This window comes from Cohnella mopanensis (assembly GCF_022352055.1).
GTDB classification, from domain to species: domain Bacteria; phylum Bacillota; class Bacilli; order Paenibacillales; family Paenibacillaceae; genus Cohnella; species Cohnella mopanensis.
On sequence record NZ_JAKRWM010000012.1, the window covers coordinates 105,330 to 121,865 of the forward strand.

General features: G+C 48.8%; 18 protein-coding genes. 11 read left to right on the forward strand and 7 right to left on the reverse strand.

Annotated features, from left to right (window positions below; genetic code table 11):
• Positions 1 to 110 precede the first annotated feature (110 nt).
• Together L3D05_RS18345 and L3D05_RS18350 are read left to right on the forward strand one after the other, a co-directional pair.
• Positions 111 to 911, forward strand: coding sequence for a phosphodiester glycosidase family protein (locus L3D05_RS18345; RefSeq protein ID WP_239617768.1), 801 nt, complete (start codon positions 111 to 113; stop codon positions 909 to 911).
• A 439-nt stretch (positions 912 to 1,350) separates the two neighbouring features.
• On the forward strand, positions 1,351 to 2,010 hold the full coding sequence (locus L3D05_RS18350) for a hypothetical protein (protein WP_239617769.1): 660 nt from the start codon (positions 1,351 to 1,353) through the stop codon (positions 2,008 to 2,010).
• Between the two features lie 51 nt (positions 2,011 to 2,061).
• Here the strand turns inward: L3D05_RS18350 and L3D05_RS18355 are convergent, their stop codons facing one another.
• Positions 2,062 to 2,892, reverse strand: coding sequence for a sugar phosphate isomerase/epimerase family protein (locus L3D05_RS18355; protein ID WP_239617770.1), 831 nt, complete (start codon positions 2,890 to 2,892; stop codon positions 2,062 to 2,064).
• A gap of 164 nt (positions 2,893 to 3,056) precedes the next feature.
• Between L3D05_RS18355 and L3D05_RS18360 the strand changes: the two genes are divergently transcribed.
• From L3D05_RS18360 to L3D05_RS18370, 3 genes are all read left to right on the forward strand, one after another.
• Positions 3,057 to 3,995, forward strand: a complete 939-nt coding sequence (locus L3D05_RS18360) for a TRM11 family SAM-dependent methyltransferase (protein WP_239617771.1) — start codon at positions 3,057 to 3,059, stop codon at positions 3,993 to 3,995.
• A gap of 81 nt (positions 3,996 to 4,076) precedes the next feature.
• A complete protein-coding gene (gene thrC, locus L3D05_RS18365) occupies positions 4,077 to 5,480 on the forward strand; it encodes a threonine synthase (RefSeq protein ID WP_239617772.1) in 1,404 nt (467 codons plus the stop codon).
• Between the two features lie 27 nt (positions 5,481 to 5,507).
• Positions 5,508 to 6,392, forward strand: a complete 885-nt coding sequence (locus L3D05_RS18370) for an ROK family protein (RefSeq protein WP_255807602.1) — start codon at positions 5,508 to 5,510, stop codon at positions 6,390 to 6,392.
• Between the two features lie 241 nt (positions 6,393 to 6,633).
• On the opposite strand, the gene L3D05_RS18375 is transcribed toward L3D05_RS18370, so the two are convergent.
• Complete coding sequence (locus tag L3D05_RS18375) at positions 6,634 to 7,437, reverse strand: AAC(3) family N-acetyltransferase (RefSeq protein ID WP_239617773.1); 804 nt, start codon at positions 7,435 to 7,437, stop codon at positions 6,634 to 6,636.
• A gap of 260 nt (positions 7,438 to 7,697) precedes the next feature.
• Here L3D05_RS18375 and L3D05_RS18380 point away from each other — a divergent pair, with 260 nt between their 5' ends.
• Both L3D05_RS18380 and L3D05_RS18385 read left to right on the forward strand, forming a co-directional pair.
• Positions 7,698 to 8,723 (forward strand): cation diffusion facilitator family transporter, encoded by a 1,026-nt coding sequence (locus L3D05_RS18380; RefSeq protein ID WP_239617774.1) that lies wholly within the window; start codon positions 7,698 to 7,700, stop codon positions 8,721 to 8,723.
• A 258-nt stretch (positions 8,724 to 8,981) separates the two neighbouring features.
• Complete coding sequence (locus L3D05_RS18385; RefSeq protein WP_239617775.1) at positions 8,982 to 9,182, forward strand: hypothetical protein; 201 nt, start codon at positions 8,982 to 8,984, stop codon at positions 9,180 to 9,182.
• 98 nt (positions 9,183 to 9,280) lie between these two features.
• Here L3D05_RS18385 and L3D05_RS18390 read toward each other — a convergent pair whose 3' ends face one another.
• Positions 9,281 to 9,643 carry a hypothetical protein gene (locus L3D05_RS18390; protein ID WP_239617776.1) on the reverse strand — a complete coding sequence of 121 codons (363 nt, stop codon included), beginning with the start codon at positions 9,641 to 9,643 and terminating at the stop codon, positions 9,281 to 9,283.
• A gap of 268 nt (positions 9,644 to 9,911) precedes the next feature.
• Between L3D05_RS18390 and L3D05_RS18395 the strand changes: the two genes are divergently transcribed.
• Positions 9,912 to 10,388 carry a C40 family peptidase gene (locus L3D05_RS18395; RefSeq protein ID WP_239617777.1) on the forward strand — a complete coding sequence of 159 codons (477 nt, stop codon included), beginning with the start codon at positions 9,912 to 9,914 and terminating at the stop codon, positions 10,386 to 10,388.
• Positions 10,389 to 10,483: 95 nt separating this feature from the next.
• On the opposite strand, the gene L3D05_RS18400 is transcribed toward L3D05_RS18395, so the two are convergent.
• The 4 genes from L3D05_RS18400 to L3D05_RS18415 form a co-directional block, all read right to left on the reverse strand.
• Entirely contained in the window at positions 10,484 to 11,266 is a 783-nt protein-coding gene (locus L3D05_RS18400; RefSeq protein ID WP_239617778.1) for a DUF4358 domain-containing protein, read from the reverse strand.
• 97 nt (positions 11,267 to 11,363) lie between these two features.
• Positions 11,364 to 12,506 (reverse strand): DHHW family protein, encoded by a 1,143-nt coding sequence (locus L3D05_RS18405; protein ID WP_239617779.1) that lies wholly within the window; start codon positions 12,504 to 12,506, stop codon positions 11,364 to 11,366.
• 14 nt (positions 12,507 to 12,520) lie between these two features.
• The gene (locus L3D05_RS18410; protein WP_239617780.1) at positions 12,521 to 13,915 is read right to left on the reverse strand and encodes an MBOAT family O-acyltransferase; all 1,395 of its coding nucleotides are present in this window, start codon (positions 13,913 to 13,915) and stop codon (positions 12,521 to 12,523) included.
• Between the two features lie 6 nt (positions 13,916 to 13,921).
• Complete coding sequence (locus L3D05_RS18415) at positions 13,922 to 14,410, reverse strand: DUF4358 domain-containing protein (protein ID WP_239617781.1); 489 nt, start codon at positions 14,408 to 14,410, stop codon at positions 13,922 to 13,924.
• Positions 14,411 to 14,665: 255 nt separating this feature from the next.
• Between L3D05_RS18415 and L3D05_RS18420 the strand changes: the two genes are divergently transcribed.
• The 3 genes from L3D05_RS18420 to L3D05_RS18430 all read left to right on the forward strand — a co-directional run bounded on the left by L3D05_RS18420 (position 14,666) and on the right by L3D05_RS18430 (position 16,534).
• Positions 14,666 to 15,250 (forward strand): TerD family protein, encoded by a 585-nt coding sequence (locus L3D05_RS18420; protein WP_239617782.1) that lies wholly within the window; start codon positions 14,666 to 14,668, stop codon positions 15,248 to 15,250.
• A 46-nt stretch (positions 15,251 to 15,296) separates the two neighbouring features.
• Entirely contained in the window at positions 15,297 to 15,872 is a 576-nt protein-coding gene (locus tag L3D05_RS18425; protein ID WP_239617783.1) for a TerD family protein, read from the forward strand.
• An 83-nt stretch (positions 15,873 to 15,955) separates the two neighbouring features.
• Positions 15,956 to 16,534 carry a TerD family protein gene (locus tag L3D05_RS18430; protein ID WP_239617784.1) on the forward strand — a complete coding sequence of 193 codons (579 nt, stop codon included), beginning with the start codon at positions 15,956 to 15,958 and terminating at the stop codon, positions 16,532 to 16,534.
• Positions 16,535 to 16,536: the final 2 nt, after the last annotated feature.

The window sequence follows — 16,536 nt, forward strand, 5'->3', positions numbered from 1 at the left end:
CCAAGGGACTGCCTCTTTGGCATTTTCAGTTTACCGGGTGTCGATTCTAGTGAATTCAATATATAATAGGAGAATAATTTGGGACATTAAATAAAAGAGGTAGCCAATAGATGCAGAAAAAGACGAAGATTAAGCTCTGGATTGCAGGGGGGTTACTTGTAGCTCTACTGGTGTTATTAGCAGCCTTAATAGTTAACGGGCTTAGTAAAGGCGGCGATTCCAAGGATGAAGAGCTGGATATGCCGCATGAATATACATATGGAACCTCTGTTGCAACCAACGGCATGGAATTGCATTATTTGCTTACGCGGCCTTCCAATATCGGGCTGGCGACCATACGCAATAACGTGGTTGCTGTACCCTATTATGGGATTAACGGTGGATTCTTTTACGAGGATGCGTTGCTTAGCATTGCCATCGTCAACGATATTCCCGTGCACAAGGAAGCGGGGCAATACGGCTCGGGAGCAACTAATGCAAAATACGCGCGAGGAACTTTGGTATGGGATGGAAGCTTGGATAAGCTGAGCGTGCAGGTCGTGCAGCAATCCTCGGAGCTATCGGTTACGGATCGCTCGCGGTTCTGGGCACAGGGGGGCATTAGCATGAGCCTTGACCGGAATGAGAGTTGGGTAGAGCAGTCCGTTATGGAGGCCGCGCCGCTGCCGGATAATTATTGTTTGCGTTCGGCGGCCGTATACGACAAGGAGGGGAACCTTTATCTGGTTGTTAGCGCCACGAGGGGAACTCTCGCGGAATTTCGCCAAGCGATTGTCGAACGGATCGGGGATGGCCAGCTTGTAAACGGCATATTTCTTGACGGCGACGGTTCATCGCAGCTCCGAAGCAGAGAAGCTAAGCTAAGCGGAGATGGCCGTCCGGTCGTGCAAATGTTGCGTCTTATTCAATAGTCGATGTAACGGAATCATATGGGGGCTGGAAGTCTGCAATACTCGCTGATTGGAGATAGTGGCTCGTAGTGCCGTTATTTCTTACATTTTTCACTCTGTAGGACCTATAACGGCATCCGAAGTCGCTATTTCCGCGAATACTCCTCCAGTTGCCGTAATTAAGACCGAATAGCGGCACGCCCCACCGCTAACGTGCAGATATCGCACTCAGTAACACATTTCAACGGCACCCGATGCCGCTATCGCACACTCCACGACATATACCCCGCATCCATGTCACCCTAATTAGGCCATAACACTTCGAGATCTTTCTCAAAATGCGTTTTTTCAGCCGAAGAATCCGTCACGCGCCTCCCTATCCGCCCCCTTGCTGCAACCTTTAGGAGTTACTCTCGTTATAGAGTGAAAAGACATTCTTTTCATTTCATGGAGGGTCAATATGGTGAAGGTAATTCTCTTACTGTTGGCTATCTGGACGCTAACGGGCTGCAACTCTGACGATAATGCCAGAAGCGCCTCGAATATGCCATCTACCGTGCCCGTTGAATCGGGCTACCCGGTAGATGTTCAAACGAAGACGGCTGAAGGATTACAGGAAATCCAGCAGAAAATCATCGACGGATGGCGCGAAGTTGGAGATCTACACTCGATTGCCATACTATACTCGGGGATTAGCGAAAACGAGATTAAACTAGAGATTCGCAGCTTCGGAGATGTCGAACGCGAATTGTCGGAGAGAGATATTGATGCATTCAAGGTCAGTTTGTTCGGGCTTGCCGGAGAACCGTTTCCGGTGGACATTTCCGTTCGGGCTTGTTGCAGTGCCAAAGCTTCCGTGACCGGAAAAATCACCGAAGTGGACACGCAGGGTAACCGGATTCTAATCGTGAACGAACATGAGAAAAACGGCAATTCGGATGATCCGCTCGCCTTTTGGGTGAGTTTGACAGAAGACGGCAAAGCGTTCGAAGAAGGGCAAGAGGCAACGGATATTTTTGATTCCGGGCTTGTGGGCAAACGTGCGCAAGCATGGACGACCGGTTTAGTGAATCAATCCTATCCGGGACAAGTAGCTGCGTTGAAAGTGGTCGTGGAATAACGAAGAGAAGAGCCTCCGAACTCGCGCAACGGGGCGAACGGAGGCTCATTATTATTGTAGATAAGGTTCTACGATGCGCTTAATCCGTTCAAGCCCTTCCCACATGTCGCCGGGTCCGTCGTAGATGAGGACATAAGCGCTATCGTATCCAGTAGACTTAACGGCTTCAAGGCATCGAGTGAATTCGGTCTCGTCAGGATTGCCGGATTCGTCGTATGCGGCTTTGGCGTGAATAGACACGCTGTACGGAGTGGTAGAGGCAATCTCGCCGTATTTATCTTCCCCGTGGAAATTGCCGAAATCCGTAATCATCCGCATAAAGCTCCCCGTCTCGCCCAACAGTTGCAGGCAGCTCGCTCCCGTTGACGTTAGTTCCTTGAAGTTCTCCGTGATGACCTGCACGTTGCGGGTAGCCGCATATTCGTTCAGCTCCGAGAGGGCCATGGCCGATTGCCGAATGGCTTGGACATCGGTTGGAGCTGCTTCTCCCGCGATCAAGCGGATTTGCTTAGCTCCGCACAGGGAGGCAATGTCGATCCATTCGCGATACAGCTGCAGATCCACCGATCTTCGGGTCTCGTCCGCCGTCGTGAGGTCGCCGTAGTCAAGGAGCAGCGTGTCGAAGGAAACGTCCGCATCCGCGAAGGACTGGCGAAGCTGCTTCAAGTAACTCTCGTCCGTCTCCGGAAAATGAAAATGACAAACCTCGATCGCGCGATAACCTCGTCGGGCGGCTTGCTCCGGTAATTCAAGAAGCGTATGCGTTTGGGGTTGATCCTGTACATGCGTGCGATGCGTTCCGGTTTCGGCATCCCAGTAAGTCCAACGTAGAGGGCCAAGCAATCGGTGCAAGCTCCAAGTGCTTATGGATAAATAGGACATATGGCTATTCCTGCCTTTACTAGTATTTGTTTTATTTCTTCATAGTAGTTCATTGTTCCAAAGTTTTCTAACCTCTATTGTGGTCAAGTTGTGGTGTTTTTTGCTCTTCGGGAATGGTATCTTACTATAGAAGAAGGAGCGTCATCGATAAAGGACGGATACGCATGAACGATTACCTATACGCATTCGCCGCCAACGAAGAGGAACGCGCTTTATGCATGCTCGAAATGCGTTCACTATTCGGGAGCGAGTGCCGATACAATTTACTGCGAAGCTCTATCGAAGTGAAGCCTAGCCGAAGTCCTTTCATCAAGATGAGATTAAAGATATTGTTCGTAGGCGACAGTTTGCAAGATCTCGCCGAGCGAGTCGGCGAGATCGAATTGGGCGATTCGACCTTTAAAGTGCTGGCTATCGATAATCACGATCCCGAGGAAGGGGCCAAGTTCGAATATGATGAGAAACGCGCGATGGAGCGGGAGATTGGCTCGCGATTCCGCGGCCGGGCGGATATGCGCAAGCCTGACCGGGAATTCGGATTTGCTCGAATAGACGGACGATGGAGATTGGGAGAATTGGTTCACGGGGAGGCGATCTGGTTAAAGCACAACGAGAAGCCCCGGAAATACTCTACGGCGCTAAGTACGCGCGTCGCCAGGTCCGTCGTTAACATTGCGGTTCCTCGCATCGACGGCATAAGGGCTATCGATCCTTGCTGCGGCATCGGAACCGTGTTGGTAGAAGCGTTGTCGATGAATATCGATATCGTAGGGCGAGAGATTAATCCGCTTGCGGCCATGGGGGCGAGGGAGAACGTGGCATTCTTCGAGTACGGTTCGGCAACCGTTACGTTAGGCGACATGCGGGAGATTACAGAGCGTTATGATGCGGCCATATTGGATATGCCGTACAATCTCTGCTCCGTGCTGTCACTCGAAGAAAAACGGGAAATGCTTGGCAGCGCCCGCGAATTTGCATCAAAGCTTGTCGTCATTACGATCGAAGAGATGGATATGATCATCATGGAAGCAGGGTTTAAAATCAAGGATCGATGTACGGTCAGTAAAGGGCAGTTTATTCGTCACGTACTTGTCTGCGAATAACGAACACTCAGTTGTTGAAATTATGTTCGCTTTCGTCCACAATAGATGAAGAACATTTCATAACGAGGAGAGAAATTCACGATGAAATACATAAGCACGAGAGGACAAGTTACGCCGATCGGCTTTATCGATATGTTCCTGATGGGCTTGGGAGAAGACGGGGGTTTGATCGTTCCGGAGACGATTCCTTCCGTTACGGCAGAACAATTGAACGCTTGGTCCAAGCTAACCTATCAGGATCTCATGCTGGAGGTGTTCTCGTTATTCACGAATGACGAGATTCCCGAGCCGGATTTGCGGAAGCTCATTCAAGATAGCTACGCCGGCTTCACGAGCCCGGCTGTATTGCCTTTAACGACCTTAAACGATTCCTTGCACGTGCTGGAGCTATTCCATGGACCGACTTTCGCGTTCAAGGATGTCGCTTTGCAATTCATGGGTAATTTGTACGCATACGTGGCGCAAAAGCAAAACAAAGTCATCAATATTCTTGGAGCGACTTCCGGAGATACGGGTGCATCCGCCATTAGCAGCGTTCGCGGCAAGGAAGGCATTCAAATCTGTATCCTGCATCCGAACGGCAAAGTCAGTCGCGTACAAGAGCTGCAAATGACGACCGTACAGGACGACAACGTGTTGAACCTATCGGTTAACGGGAACTTCGACGATTGCCAGCAGATCATTAAGGAGCTGTTCGCGGACATTCCGTTCAAGACGAAATATCATCTGCGCGCGATTAACTCCATTAACTTCGTGCGTATCCTGGCGCAATCGGTCTATTATTTCTATGCCTACCTGCAATTGCCGGAGAAGGTAAGAGCGGACGGCGTTAACTTCAGCATCCCTACAGGAAACTTCGGCAACATTTTCTCGGGCTACTTGGCTAAGAAAATGGGAGTGCCGATCAAGCAACTCGTCTTGGCTACTAACGAGAACAATATTTTGGAGCGGTTTATCAGCGAGGGCGTATACAAGCCGGAAGGATTCCGCAGCACGCACAGCCCGTCCATGGACATTCAGATCGCGAGCAATTTCGAGCGTTATTTGTACTATTTCTGCGGAGAAGATGCGGGCGAAGTGTCGGCGCGCATGGAGAAGTTCAAAGCGGAGGGGCAGCTTATCTTCACGCCGGAAGAGATCGCGCGTATCCAACAGGATATGACGGCTTACAGCGTCGGGAACGCCGAGTGCCTTAATACGATCCAGACCTATCAGGAGCGTTACGGTTATTTGCTGGATCCTCATTCCGCATGCGGTATCGCGGCCTATGAAGGGGCGGGGAATAAGAACGACGGAGCATTCGTCTCCTTGGCGACGGCTCATCCGGCTAAATTCGACGAAGCGATTCGCCTTATCGGCATAGAGCAGAACTTCCCAGAGCGCATTCAGGAGCTGTTCGATAAGCCGCAACGCCAAGTCGTTGTCGATAACGCGAAGGCAGAGATTGCCGCGCAACTCGAAAGCTTCTATCGGGTAACTAATTAGATTCTAAGTCAGCAGGGGGAAAATAGATTGATTATCGGGGCCATTGAAGCAGGTGGAACGAAATTCGTGTGCGGAATTGGGAACGAGAAAGGTGAAGTTCTGGAGCGGATCAGCTTTCCGACGGAGCAACCTGAGAAGACACTTGCCCAAGTCGTCGCTTATTTCGAAGACAAACAGGTCGAGGCAATCGGAATCGGTTCGTTCGGTCCGATTAATATTGATCGGGCTAGTCCCCAATTTGGCTACGTGACGACGACGCCTAAGCCGGGATGGGCGAACTACCCGTTGCTTCCCGAATTGCAGAAGGCGTTCGACGTACCGATGGGATGGGACACGGACGTTAACGCGGCTGCGTTAGGCGAAGCGACTTGGGGCGCGGCTAAAGGCTTGGATAGCTGTCTCTACTATACGATCGGCACGGGTGTCGGTGTGGGCGTTTTCGTTGAAGGGCGGATGGTTCACGGATTGGTGCACCCGGAAGGCGGTCATGTGCTTACGCGTCGTCATCCGCAGGATACGTATGAGGGCAAATGTCCTTACCACGGCGATTGCTTGGAAGGGATGGCCGCAGGACCAGCCATCGAAGCGAGATGGAAAGTGAAGGGCAGCGAGCTGCCGGCCGATCATCCGGCATGGGAGATGGAAGCTTTCTACATCGGCCAAGCGTTGGCTAGCGCGATTCTGCTGCTCTCGCCGAAGAAGATCATTCTAGGCGGAGGCGTTATGCATCAGTTGCAACTATTCCCGCTGATCCGCGAGCAGGTTCGGATTAACTTGAAGGGTTACGTCGCTGCCGAGGCGTTGGACACGGGGATCGATGATTACATCGTGCCGCCGGGTCTCGGAGACAACGCCGGCTTGAGCGGCTCGCTCGCGCTTGGCTTAAGAGCTTTAGCGGAAGCGCAAGCGTAGATTAACGGAAATGAGCGCATGGGTACTCTTCTACATCATTTGATTCTTGAATTAGCGGCGCGTGGTGCCGTTACTCTATAGTATGAAGTCATTTCTCTCAGAATAGCGGCACGCGGTGCCGCTATTTGTGCTTTAAAAGCAAAAAATGGCTTGTTGGCCTCGATTTAGCGGCACGCAGTGCCGTTAATCGATGACCTGCTGGCCATTTTTCCTCAATTGCGGCAAACAGTGCCGTTACGCGTTACACTCTATGTTTCTCCATCCATTTTACGGTCCAATCGACTAACGGTCTTTGCTTCATTAACCGAACGTCGGCATTGCCGACCCTATGGATTCGAATGCCCGCCTCTTGATCGTATTCGCTGCCCAGTCTAACGAAATCCACGTCATCCACCGACTGCGTATTGTAAGTGACCCACACTCTTTTTCCGTCGATACTCACGGCGCTGCTCTCGTCGGCGAATTTCTTAGTCGGGAAGTCGGCTCTTGTTTCCGCAAGATGCAGGGAAGTGTTTTTATCGTAGCCGACCCCGATCAACAGCACATATCCATCTAACTCGTATAGTTTATCTACGGGAGAATTTTTACCGAAAATATTGCTCAAATCGTGTTCTTGAGTCAAATACTCAGCATGTTTACCTACGGCCGCTACTGATCTTGCAGGATGATCAGAGCGCTTCGCTCCCGGCCATTTTCTGAACATCTCGGCGACTACGCCCATGCCGATCGCAGGCGTAACTTCCTTGTCGTACGCGGGCCAGTGCTCGCGAATGATCGGCCACCATTCCTCCGGCTCTTCCCAATGAACCCCAGTGGAAGGGTCGAGATTTTTCCACGTTTGGGAAGGCATCATCAACGTTCCTTCTTCGCCTACGATTTCAAGTAGCGACCGGATTAACGTTTCCGCGCCTCCAACGATAAATCCGATGCTGCTTAGCGAAGTGTGCACGAATATCGTCTGACCCTTGGACACTCCGCAGTTGCTGAACTGCTCGATCAATTGCTCTTTCGTCAAAATAATTGTGTTCACTGTAGATTTCGTCATTATTGCAGCCTCCAGAACAATAAGTTAATTTCACACCATTTAACGAAACCGGTTTCCTAAACATTATATCAAAGGTTGGACGACTTTTGGCGATGAACGAAAAAAAGGAAGTAAACGGTTCTGAGAGACGACAAAATCGCTGGACGTCGAGAGCCATGTTTGCTTGTTATTAATAAAATGGGAATGTTATTGACAGGATTAGCTATTTTGATACATACTATATATGAGCATATATTCATATGTTAGTGAGGGATACGATTATGAAAGACACTCATAAGCACGGGGAAAACGACAATCACGATCACGGTCATGAACACAACCACGATCACAAACACGATCACAAACACGGTCATGGCCACGATCACGGCCACGGGCATCATCATCACGGGCTTGGGCACCATCATCATGATGCCGGACGGGAAGGCAATAAACGGGGGCTGACGATCGCGCTCGTGATCACGGCCGTCATAATGATTCTAGAATTCGTGGGCGGAATCCTGACGAACAGTCTTGCGTTATTGTCAGACTCAGGCCATATGCTGAGCGACGCGAGTTCGTTGGCCTTGAGCTTAGTCGCTTTCTGGTTCGCGACGAAACCGGCATCTCCCAACAAAACTTACGGTTTCTATCGCTTCGAAATATTGGCTGCATTGTTCAATGGGGTTACCTTGTTCGTCATCGCCGCATTCATTATGTGGGAAGCTTTCAAGCGGTTCTCGGCTCCGCCGGAGGTTTCGAGCTTATCGATGATCTTGATCGCTTCAGTCGGACTGATCGCCAATCTCGTAAGCGCATGGGCATTGCTGAGGAAGGGCGATGTCAAGAACAATCTAAATCTTAGAAGCGCTTATCTTCACGTGCTTGGAGATGCTCTAGGATCCGTAGGCGCGATAGCAGCCGGATTGATCATGCTTGCGTTCAAATGGTACTTGGCCGATCCTATCATAAGCGTGTTAGTGTCATTGCTGATTTTGAAGAGCGCATGGAGCGTCATTAAGCATACGGTCCATATTCTGATGGAAGGGACGCCGATTACGGTTAACCAAGACGAAGTCAAAGCGACGTTAATCGAAATTCAAGGCGTCACCGAGGTGCATGATCTTCATATATGGACAATTACGTCCGGCTTGGATTCGCTAAGCTGTCATCTTCTCATTTCGGACGATGCCGATAATCAAGCGGTACTACAGAAGGCTATTCGCCTCATAGAGGAGCGGTTCAAGATCCAACACACGACGATTCAGATCGAGACCTCATCCATCCGGCATTCTGAGCTAAAGGTATAACAACTAGAGAACGAAAATACGGAAAACCCCGAAATTCCTTATCACATAAGGGTTTTCGGGGTTTTTAATTTCATTCCGAGCAAGGAAATAAATCCAACCGGATTACCTTGAATAAAAACATTAATCTTTATTTATAACATAATATTTTTATCAAATCAACAAAAAGTTCTTGATCCTGGGCTGGAAATATAGTACTTTAGACAAGGGAAAAGGATTTCAAATCATATGATGAGGTGAAGAAACGTGGAGAAAATGGCGATGAGCATGATGATGAACATGTGCATGGAAGAAATGATGTGCAAGATGAAATGCATGAAGATGATGATGGACAACATGATGGAAATGAAAATGATGGATGGCATGGATATGGACATGATGATGGGCAAAATGCAAGAGTGCGATGAAATGACTACGATGATGATGAGTATGATGCGCGATATGAAACAAACCTCGATGTAAGATTGCAGCGATGGCTGACGGAATCTAGACCATTCCTCAACCCATAAGTTTCATGGCAGAGCAGACCGCTGCATGCCTCTTTTTTATTTTAAAGCCCTTTATCCTCTTTGCAGAACATTAGAGATGCCCGGTTGGCTTTCTCTCAGCTTTTTGCCGATTTGCACGCGCAAGGCCCGAAGTTCCCACGCTTGCTCCCTTAAACTCGATTTATGCCCTTCGCTCACGCTCGTATGGAGCTGTTCGTATATTCCTAGAATTTTGCGATTGATGTCATCGAACCGTAACCATAGATCTTGCCAAGCTTGCTCTTGGATTTCGCGTTGGATGTACTCCTCTTTGCTACGCAAGCGATCAAGGATTTGATCCTGCCAGACCTGATCTCCCAGGCTAACGGCAAGGTTATATAAATCAAGCTGATTATTTATCCATTGGCTGGCGATCCGATTATTCGATATGGTCATGAAGGCATCTCCTGTCGCTTTTTCTATATACCAAGTATTATACTCGGAATTTAAGGTTTTACAATACTAATCGAACTATTTTTTTCTACAGAAATTACTTTTCGAAACATTAACGATTTCTAACCCTTTTCTAAGAAAGACCGAAAAGCGTTCTGTCATCTACGTTCGCGTTCTTCTTGGAAAATTATCGGAAAAAATAGATGTGCTATAGTGAATTCCGACGACAATGGTTAACGAACAACCAGAGATGCCGGGAGGAAATTACGAGATGACTAAGAAATTTACCATAAAAGCAATATTAGCTTGCAGCTTGACCGTAACCGGATTATTCGGATCTATGATCGCTTCGACTTCTCAAACAAGTGCCGCAACGCCGGAATCTTTAAATCTCATCGCTTTCGGTAAAGAACATGTAGGAACGCCATATCAATTCGGAGCAGAAGCAGGCGTTACATATGCATTCGACTGCTCTTCCTACGTGCAATATATTTTCGATCAATTCGGAGTGAGTTTGCCCAGAACTTCCGTTTCCCAAGCCTATATCGGCGAGAAGGTCGACAAGGGAATGTTAAGCGTAGGAGATCTGGTATTCTTCCGGACCGGCGGAGGCGGCATTAGCCATGTGGCCATCTATGCGGGGAGCGGTAAAATCCTTCATGCGAGCAGCAGCCAAGGCGTAACGGTATCGAACATGAATTCAAGCTATTGGACTAAAAATTACGTAACTGCGCGTCGAGTTTTATAAGCACATTTCAAAAAAGAGACTGCCTTGCAAGGTCTGTACATGACCTTGCGGGGCAGTCTCTTTTTGTTTAATAAAATGATGAATTGCAGGTTTAATTATTTGCTGCTGAAAGAAGCGTTAAATGCTTTCTCCAGATCGTCGGCGCTTTCGGAAATCAAGAACAATACGTAATCGCCTTTCGTGACGACTTTGTAATTTTTAGAGTTTTCGTACTGGTCTGGCAAATAATTTTCGAATTGCTTCTGCACGGCAGCGGCGCGTTCTTCGATTCCGTTCTTCACGGTCTTGATATCCTTCGCGTTCTTCACCTTAAATACGGCGATTTCGTTCGTCTTCACGTTCATCAACGGCGTTTTGACCGTAAACCCCGCGAGCAGGCTCGTATCGATTCCGTACGTTTCTTTAATCCGATCTGCGTCCATATCCATGAGACTCGGTTGCTCGACCTGCTTTAGCATATAATCTACGATATCTTTAGTCGCAGGAGCGGGATCTTTACTCGGTTCAGGCTTCTTGGAAGGCTCCGGTTTTTTGCTTGGCTCCGGCTTCTTGCTTGGTTCCGGTTTTTTGCTCGGTTCCGGCGATTTGCTAGGCGTCGAAGGCTTCTTGCTCGGAGCGGGTTCCTTGCTAGGCTCCGGGGAAGTGCTTGGACTTGCCTCTTCGCTCGGACTTGCTTCCGCGCTTGGGCTCGCTTCAGGGCTTAAGCTGGACTCGGGGCTTGCGTTATCATCCGCGCCGAGGCTCGCTTCGCTGCTCGGGGACGATTCGCTCGTCTCGATAGGGGCGTTGGCGTTCTTATCCGAGTTGCTGCCGCATGCGCTCAGCAAACCTCCTAATAATGTCGTAACTAACAGGAACGTGACGGCGCTTTTTCTCATGTGTGTGTTCTCCTTGATGTCTGATCTTAATCTGTTCTATAAATCTAATGACGCTGCTTGTCCGAATAAGGTTGCAGCTAGGCAAACTTTTGTGCGACTAGTTGTCTATTTTCAGAATCTCGCCATTGTCGACGAAAGTAGCGGTATTGAACAGCAACAAAACATTCCGGATTCCGTTCGCGGTCATGTAATCGCCGATTGTGCCATTGTAATACCGAATGTCGATGACGTGGATCTCCGATACGTGCTGCGTAAGGAAGGGAATAAAGCTATGGGCGTAAGAATCTTTAACGATAAGCAGCTTGTCTAGGTCGACGGACTGCGGATCAAGGTCGCTCTTGATCGTCGTCAGGGCATGAACCCCGCCCATGAAATACGAGTACTGATCTTTCTTCCGAAGGAAGCTATCGTCATACAAAGTATTGAGCGTCTTATCCGTATCTGCGATATACATCTCCGAATGGACGGGCTTGGTCGGCAAGAAAGCTTGGATCTGATCCGGCGTCAATCCGCTGAACTGGCTGCGGGTATGGAAACTGCCTAGGAAAGAATCGCTGACGGTTGCTACCTGGAATTCTTTCAAGCTGAGCGGTTGCCAACCCATCTGCTTGGCGTAAGCCGAATAAGCATAATAAGCGCCTAATGTCGTCCAATGGTGGTCCGTCCGGTAATAGATCGATTCCGTCGCATGCGGACGCAGGAAGTCGAAGCCGTTCATGAACGTCAAGCTGTTATTCAGTTGATCCGCGATGACGTTGTTGACCTTCTCCTCCGAATAGAACGGAGCCTTCCAAGGCAGGCGATCCGGGTACATGCCGACCGATGTCGGTGCCAACATGAACGTGGTGCTAACTTCAGGATGGCTGGCCGCGAATAGATTGATCGCTTCTATATATTGCTGGACCTTCGTATAATCGGGCTTGGCGAATTTCTCGAATAAGTAGCCGTCTTTCCCTTTGTAAATTCCGTTATTTTCTTGCTGCAATCGTAATTGCTCGATCGAGGATTTCATCCATACCCAATCGCCGCGGTAAGGAAAATGGTCCGTTACGAAGCTTTCCGCGTCTTCGGCGAATTTCTTCGAGATCAGATTATCCCAAGTGAATTTGGGCGCAGCCTGCAAAGTGCGGTTCTCAAGCTCTGAAAACCGCGTAATCGGCAGGAGGAAGAAGGTTAACGATATGAGAAACAGCGCGGCAACGAATCCTCCCACCAATAGACGATCAGCTTTCTGTTTCATCAGTCTAACTCCTTTTAAAACCGGAAATATAAGAATGGATTAAAGGTCGCATCGACCAGATAGGATACGGACAGGAAGAACAATAGTCCACACCAGATCAAGTTCAGGATCGCGCCCTTGCCGCTTGCAGGAGCCGCGGAAAGTTTTCTCCAAGGCATAGAAGCGATGACGAGCACGGCAAGCAGTATCGCGTTCGTATAAGCGAAGTACAGCGTATTGTCGTCCCAGAACGGTTGACCGGTCAGACCGATCATCGCTTGCAGATATTCGCTTATTAACGGAAGATCTTCGAATGCGAACAATACCCATCCAATGAGAATGAGAAGGATAGCATAGATGTGACGTACCCAACGGGGCGTACGTTCAAGCAGCTTTAACACCCACCATTTTTCGAAAATCAGGATCACGCCGAAGTATAAGCCCCATAACAAGAAGTTCCAGCTCGCTCCATGCCAGATTCCCGTTAGCAACCAAACGATGAGGATGTTGCGCAATTGCTTGCCTAATCCCCGCCGGTTGCCACCGAGCGGTATGTAGACGTAATCCCGAAACCAACTGCTAAGGGAAATATGCCATCTCCGCCAGAAGTCGGTAATGCTCTGAGCGGTATAAGGCTTGTTGAAGTTCTCGTTGAAACGGAAGCCGAACATTAAGCCAAGTCCGATGGCCATGTCGGAATAACCGCTGAAATCGAAATAGATTTGGAACGCAAAGGCGATAATGCCCAACCAGGCGGTCAACACAGGCAACGAGCCGGAATCGGTTTCCGATATCGCATGCCAGAGCAGGCCGATATTATTGGCGAGCAGCACCTTCTTCGCTAGCCCGATGATGAAACTGCGTACGCCTTCCGCGAACATCTCGATATTGATTGAACGCTTGCGCAATTGTTCCGATACCGTTTTGTAATGAACGATCGGCCCCGCGACCAGTTGCGGGAACAAAGCGACGAACGTGGCGAAGTCGATCCAGTTGCGCTGCGCCTTGGCCGTCCCTCTATAGATGTCGATAATGTAGGACATGGATTGAAACGTATAGAAGGAGATCCCGATCGGCAGAGCCAGCTCAGTAAGCGGAATATCGGTTCCGAGCAGATCATTCACGTTATGAATGAGAAAATCGGCGTACTTGAAGTACGAGAGAAGCGCGAGATTGACGATAATAGAGAAAACGACGATCCACTTGCGTTGAATCGGTTTCAGCCGCGGATTGCTAAGAAGCAACCCGAAGCTGTAATCCGTTACGGTGGAAATGAGCATAATAACGATATAGACGGGCTCGCCCCAAGCGTAGAACACAAGGCTTGTTAAGAACAGAATGAGATTCTTGATTCTCCAGGGCGAGCAATAGTATAGAAGCAGGACGGCGGGCAGAAAGACGAATAGGAAAATCAGGCTACTGAATACCATATTCGATTATTTTTGTTCGAAGAAGCTATCGAAAGATTTGACGATTTCGTCGGCTTTCTCCGAAATAACGAATAGCACGTAGTTTCCTTTGGTGACAAGTTTATAGTTTTTGGAAAGCTCATATTGGTCGGGAAGATAAGTCTCGAATTGTTTCTGCACGTCCGCGGCACGTTGCTTGACGGCTGCTTCGACGGTTGCGACATCTTTGGCGTCTTTGACTTTCAAAATCGAGATTTCATTCGTTTTCACATTCATAAGGGGAATTCTGATCGTATATTGTTCGAGCAAAGCCGGGTCAAGGTGATAAAGCTGTTGAACCATGCCGGCTTCCAATTCCATTAGCATGGGTTGCTCGAACTGGGCTAACATCTGGTCTGCCATTTCCTTAGCAGGTACCTTAGACTCTATTGCGGCTTCCTTATTGTTGCTTGAGCATGCGCTCAGCGCTACGCTTAGCACGAGGGTTAACAGAAGAACGAAAGTTCTTTTTTTCATATTGATGCACTCTCCTTGATGTATGTTTGCGCGAATTCGACAAGTGTACTGACGCAAAGGAAGGAAAGAAGGTTACAGTAAACTTACGATTCCCAAATATTGATGGGATAGTCGAATATGGATTATAATTTAGATGTTGGATGAAACCTTTTGAAGATATTGTCGTAAATTAAGTTAGTCAATGGATGATAGATTCATAGAATCCATTACCGAAATCGCTCTTGATTGAACTAGTTGAAGGGAGACCCCATTGAAATGACGATTTCTCTAGTAAAAGGACAGAAAGTCGATTTAACGAAGGGTAACGCCGGGCTTAGCAGGATAGTTGTTGGTCTCGGTTGGAACCCCGTGGAGAAGAAGAGCTTCTTCGGCTCCAAGAAAGTAGATATTGACTGCGATGCTTCCGCCCTCCTACTGGACGAGAACGGCAAGCTTCAAGGGAAAAATCTTGTATGCTTCCATAACTTGAAGAGTCCGGACGGCTCTGTCGTTCATTCCGGCGATAACCGCACGGGCGAAGGCGACGGGGACGACGAGCAAATTCATATTGATCTGGGACGCGTACCCGCGAACATTCACAAGATTCTCGTGGTCGTTAACATTTATGACTGCGTGAATCGCAAGCAGGATTTCGGAATGATCTCCTCCGCCTATATTCGGGTGCTTAATCAGACCAATGAGCAAGAATTGGTTCTCTTTAATTTAACGGACAACTATTCCGGCAGAACAGCGCTTATCGTTGGCGAGATTTACCGTTACGGCGGCGAATGGAAATTTAACGCAATCGGTGAAGGATCGAATTCGCCGCATATTGATGTTCTGGCTCGTACTTACCAATAATAATTCGACCTACCCCCAAATAAAATGATGAGAAGAGGTTACTTCTATGTCTATCAGCTTATCTAAAGGCCAAAAAATCGATTTAACGAAAACGAACCCGGGACTCACGAAAGTGCTAATCGGATTAGGATGGGATACGAACAAGTATGATGGAGGGCAAGCGTTCGATTTGGATGCTTCCGTCTTCTGCCTTAACGCTACGGGCAAAGCTGCGTCCGAGAAAGATTTCATCTTCTACAATAACTTGCAAAATCCAAACGGTTCCATCTTGCACACGGGCGACAACCTGACGGGCGAAGGCGACGGCGACGATGAGCAAGTTAAAGTCAACCTGGCTACCGTTCCTGCCGAAGTCGAGAAGGTTTCCTTCTGTATCACGATCCATGAAGCTGCCGAGAGAGGACAAAACTTCGGACAAGTGACGAATGCATTCGTTCGGATCGTGAACGAAGATTCGGGAGCGGAATTGATCCGTTATGATCTGGGAGAAGACTTCTCCATTGAAACGGCTGTCGTTGTAGGAGAATTGTATCGCCACAGTGGCGAATGGAAATTCAATGCGGTCGGCAGCGGTTATAGAGACGGTCTGGCAGGCTTGTGCAAAGATTTCGGTTTGATGTAATCGTTCGTTAGACCCTGACTTCAAGGGACCGCTTTTCATTCGGATCGCGGTCCTTTTTCCAATTAAAGGAGGATCATCCCCGCATGGCCGTTAATTTGTCCAAAGGTCAGAAAGTAGATTTAACCAAGTCCAATCCGGGTCTCGTGAAAGTGATGGTCGGCTTAGGCTGGGATACGAACAAATACGATGGCGGAAGCGCGTTCGATCTTGACGCGTCCGCGTTCTGCTTGAATGCTTCCGGTAAAGTGAATTCGGATGCCGATTTTATTTTCTACAATAACAAGAACAATACGAACGGGTCTATCCAGTTGTCCGGCGACAATCAAACTGGCGAAGGCGCGGGCGACGACGAGTCGTTGACGATCGATCTGAGCCAAGTTCCGGCGAATATCGAGAAAATTGCGTTCTGCATTACGATTCACGATGCGGCGGCACGCAACCAGAACTTCGGACAAGTCGCTAACGCTTTCGCGCGAGTCGTGAAAGACGGAACGAACGAGGAGCTAATCCGGTACGATCTGGGAGAAGATTTCTCGATCGAAACGGCGGTTGTCGTTGCGGAATTGTATCGCCATAACGGAGAATGGAAATTCAGCGCCGTCGGAAGCGGCTATAGAGACGGATTGGCAGGGCTCTGCCGTGATTTCGGAGTACAAGTATAGGA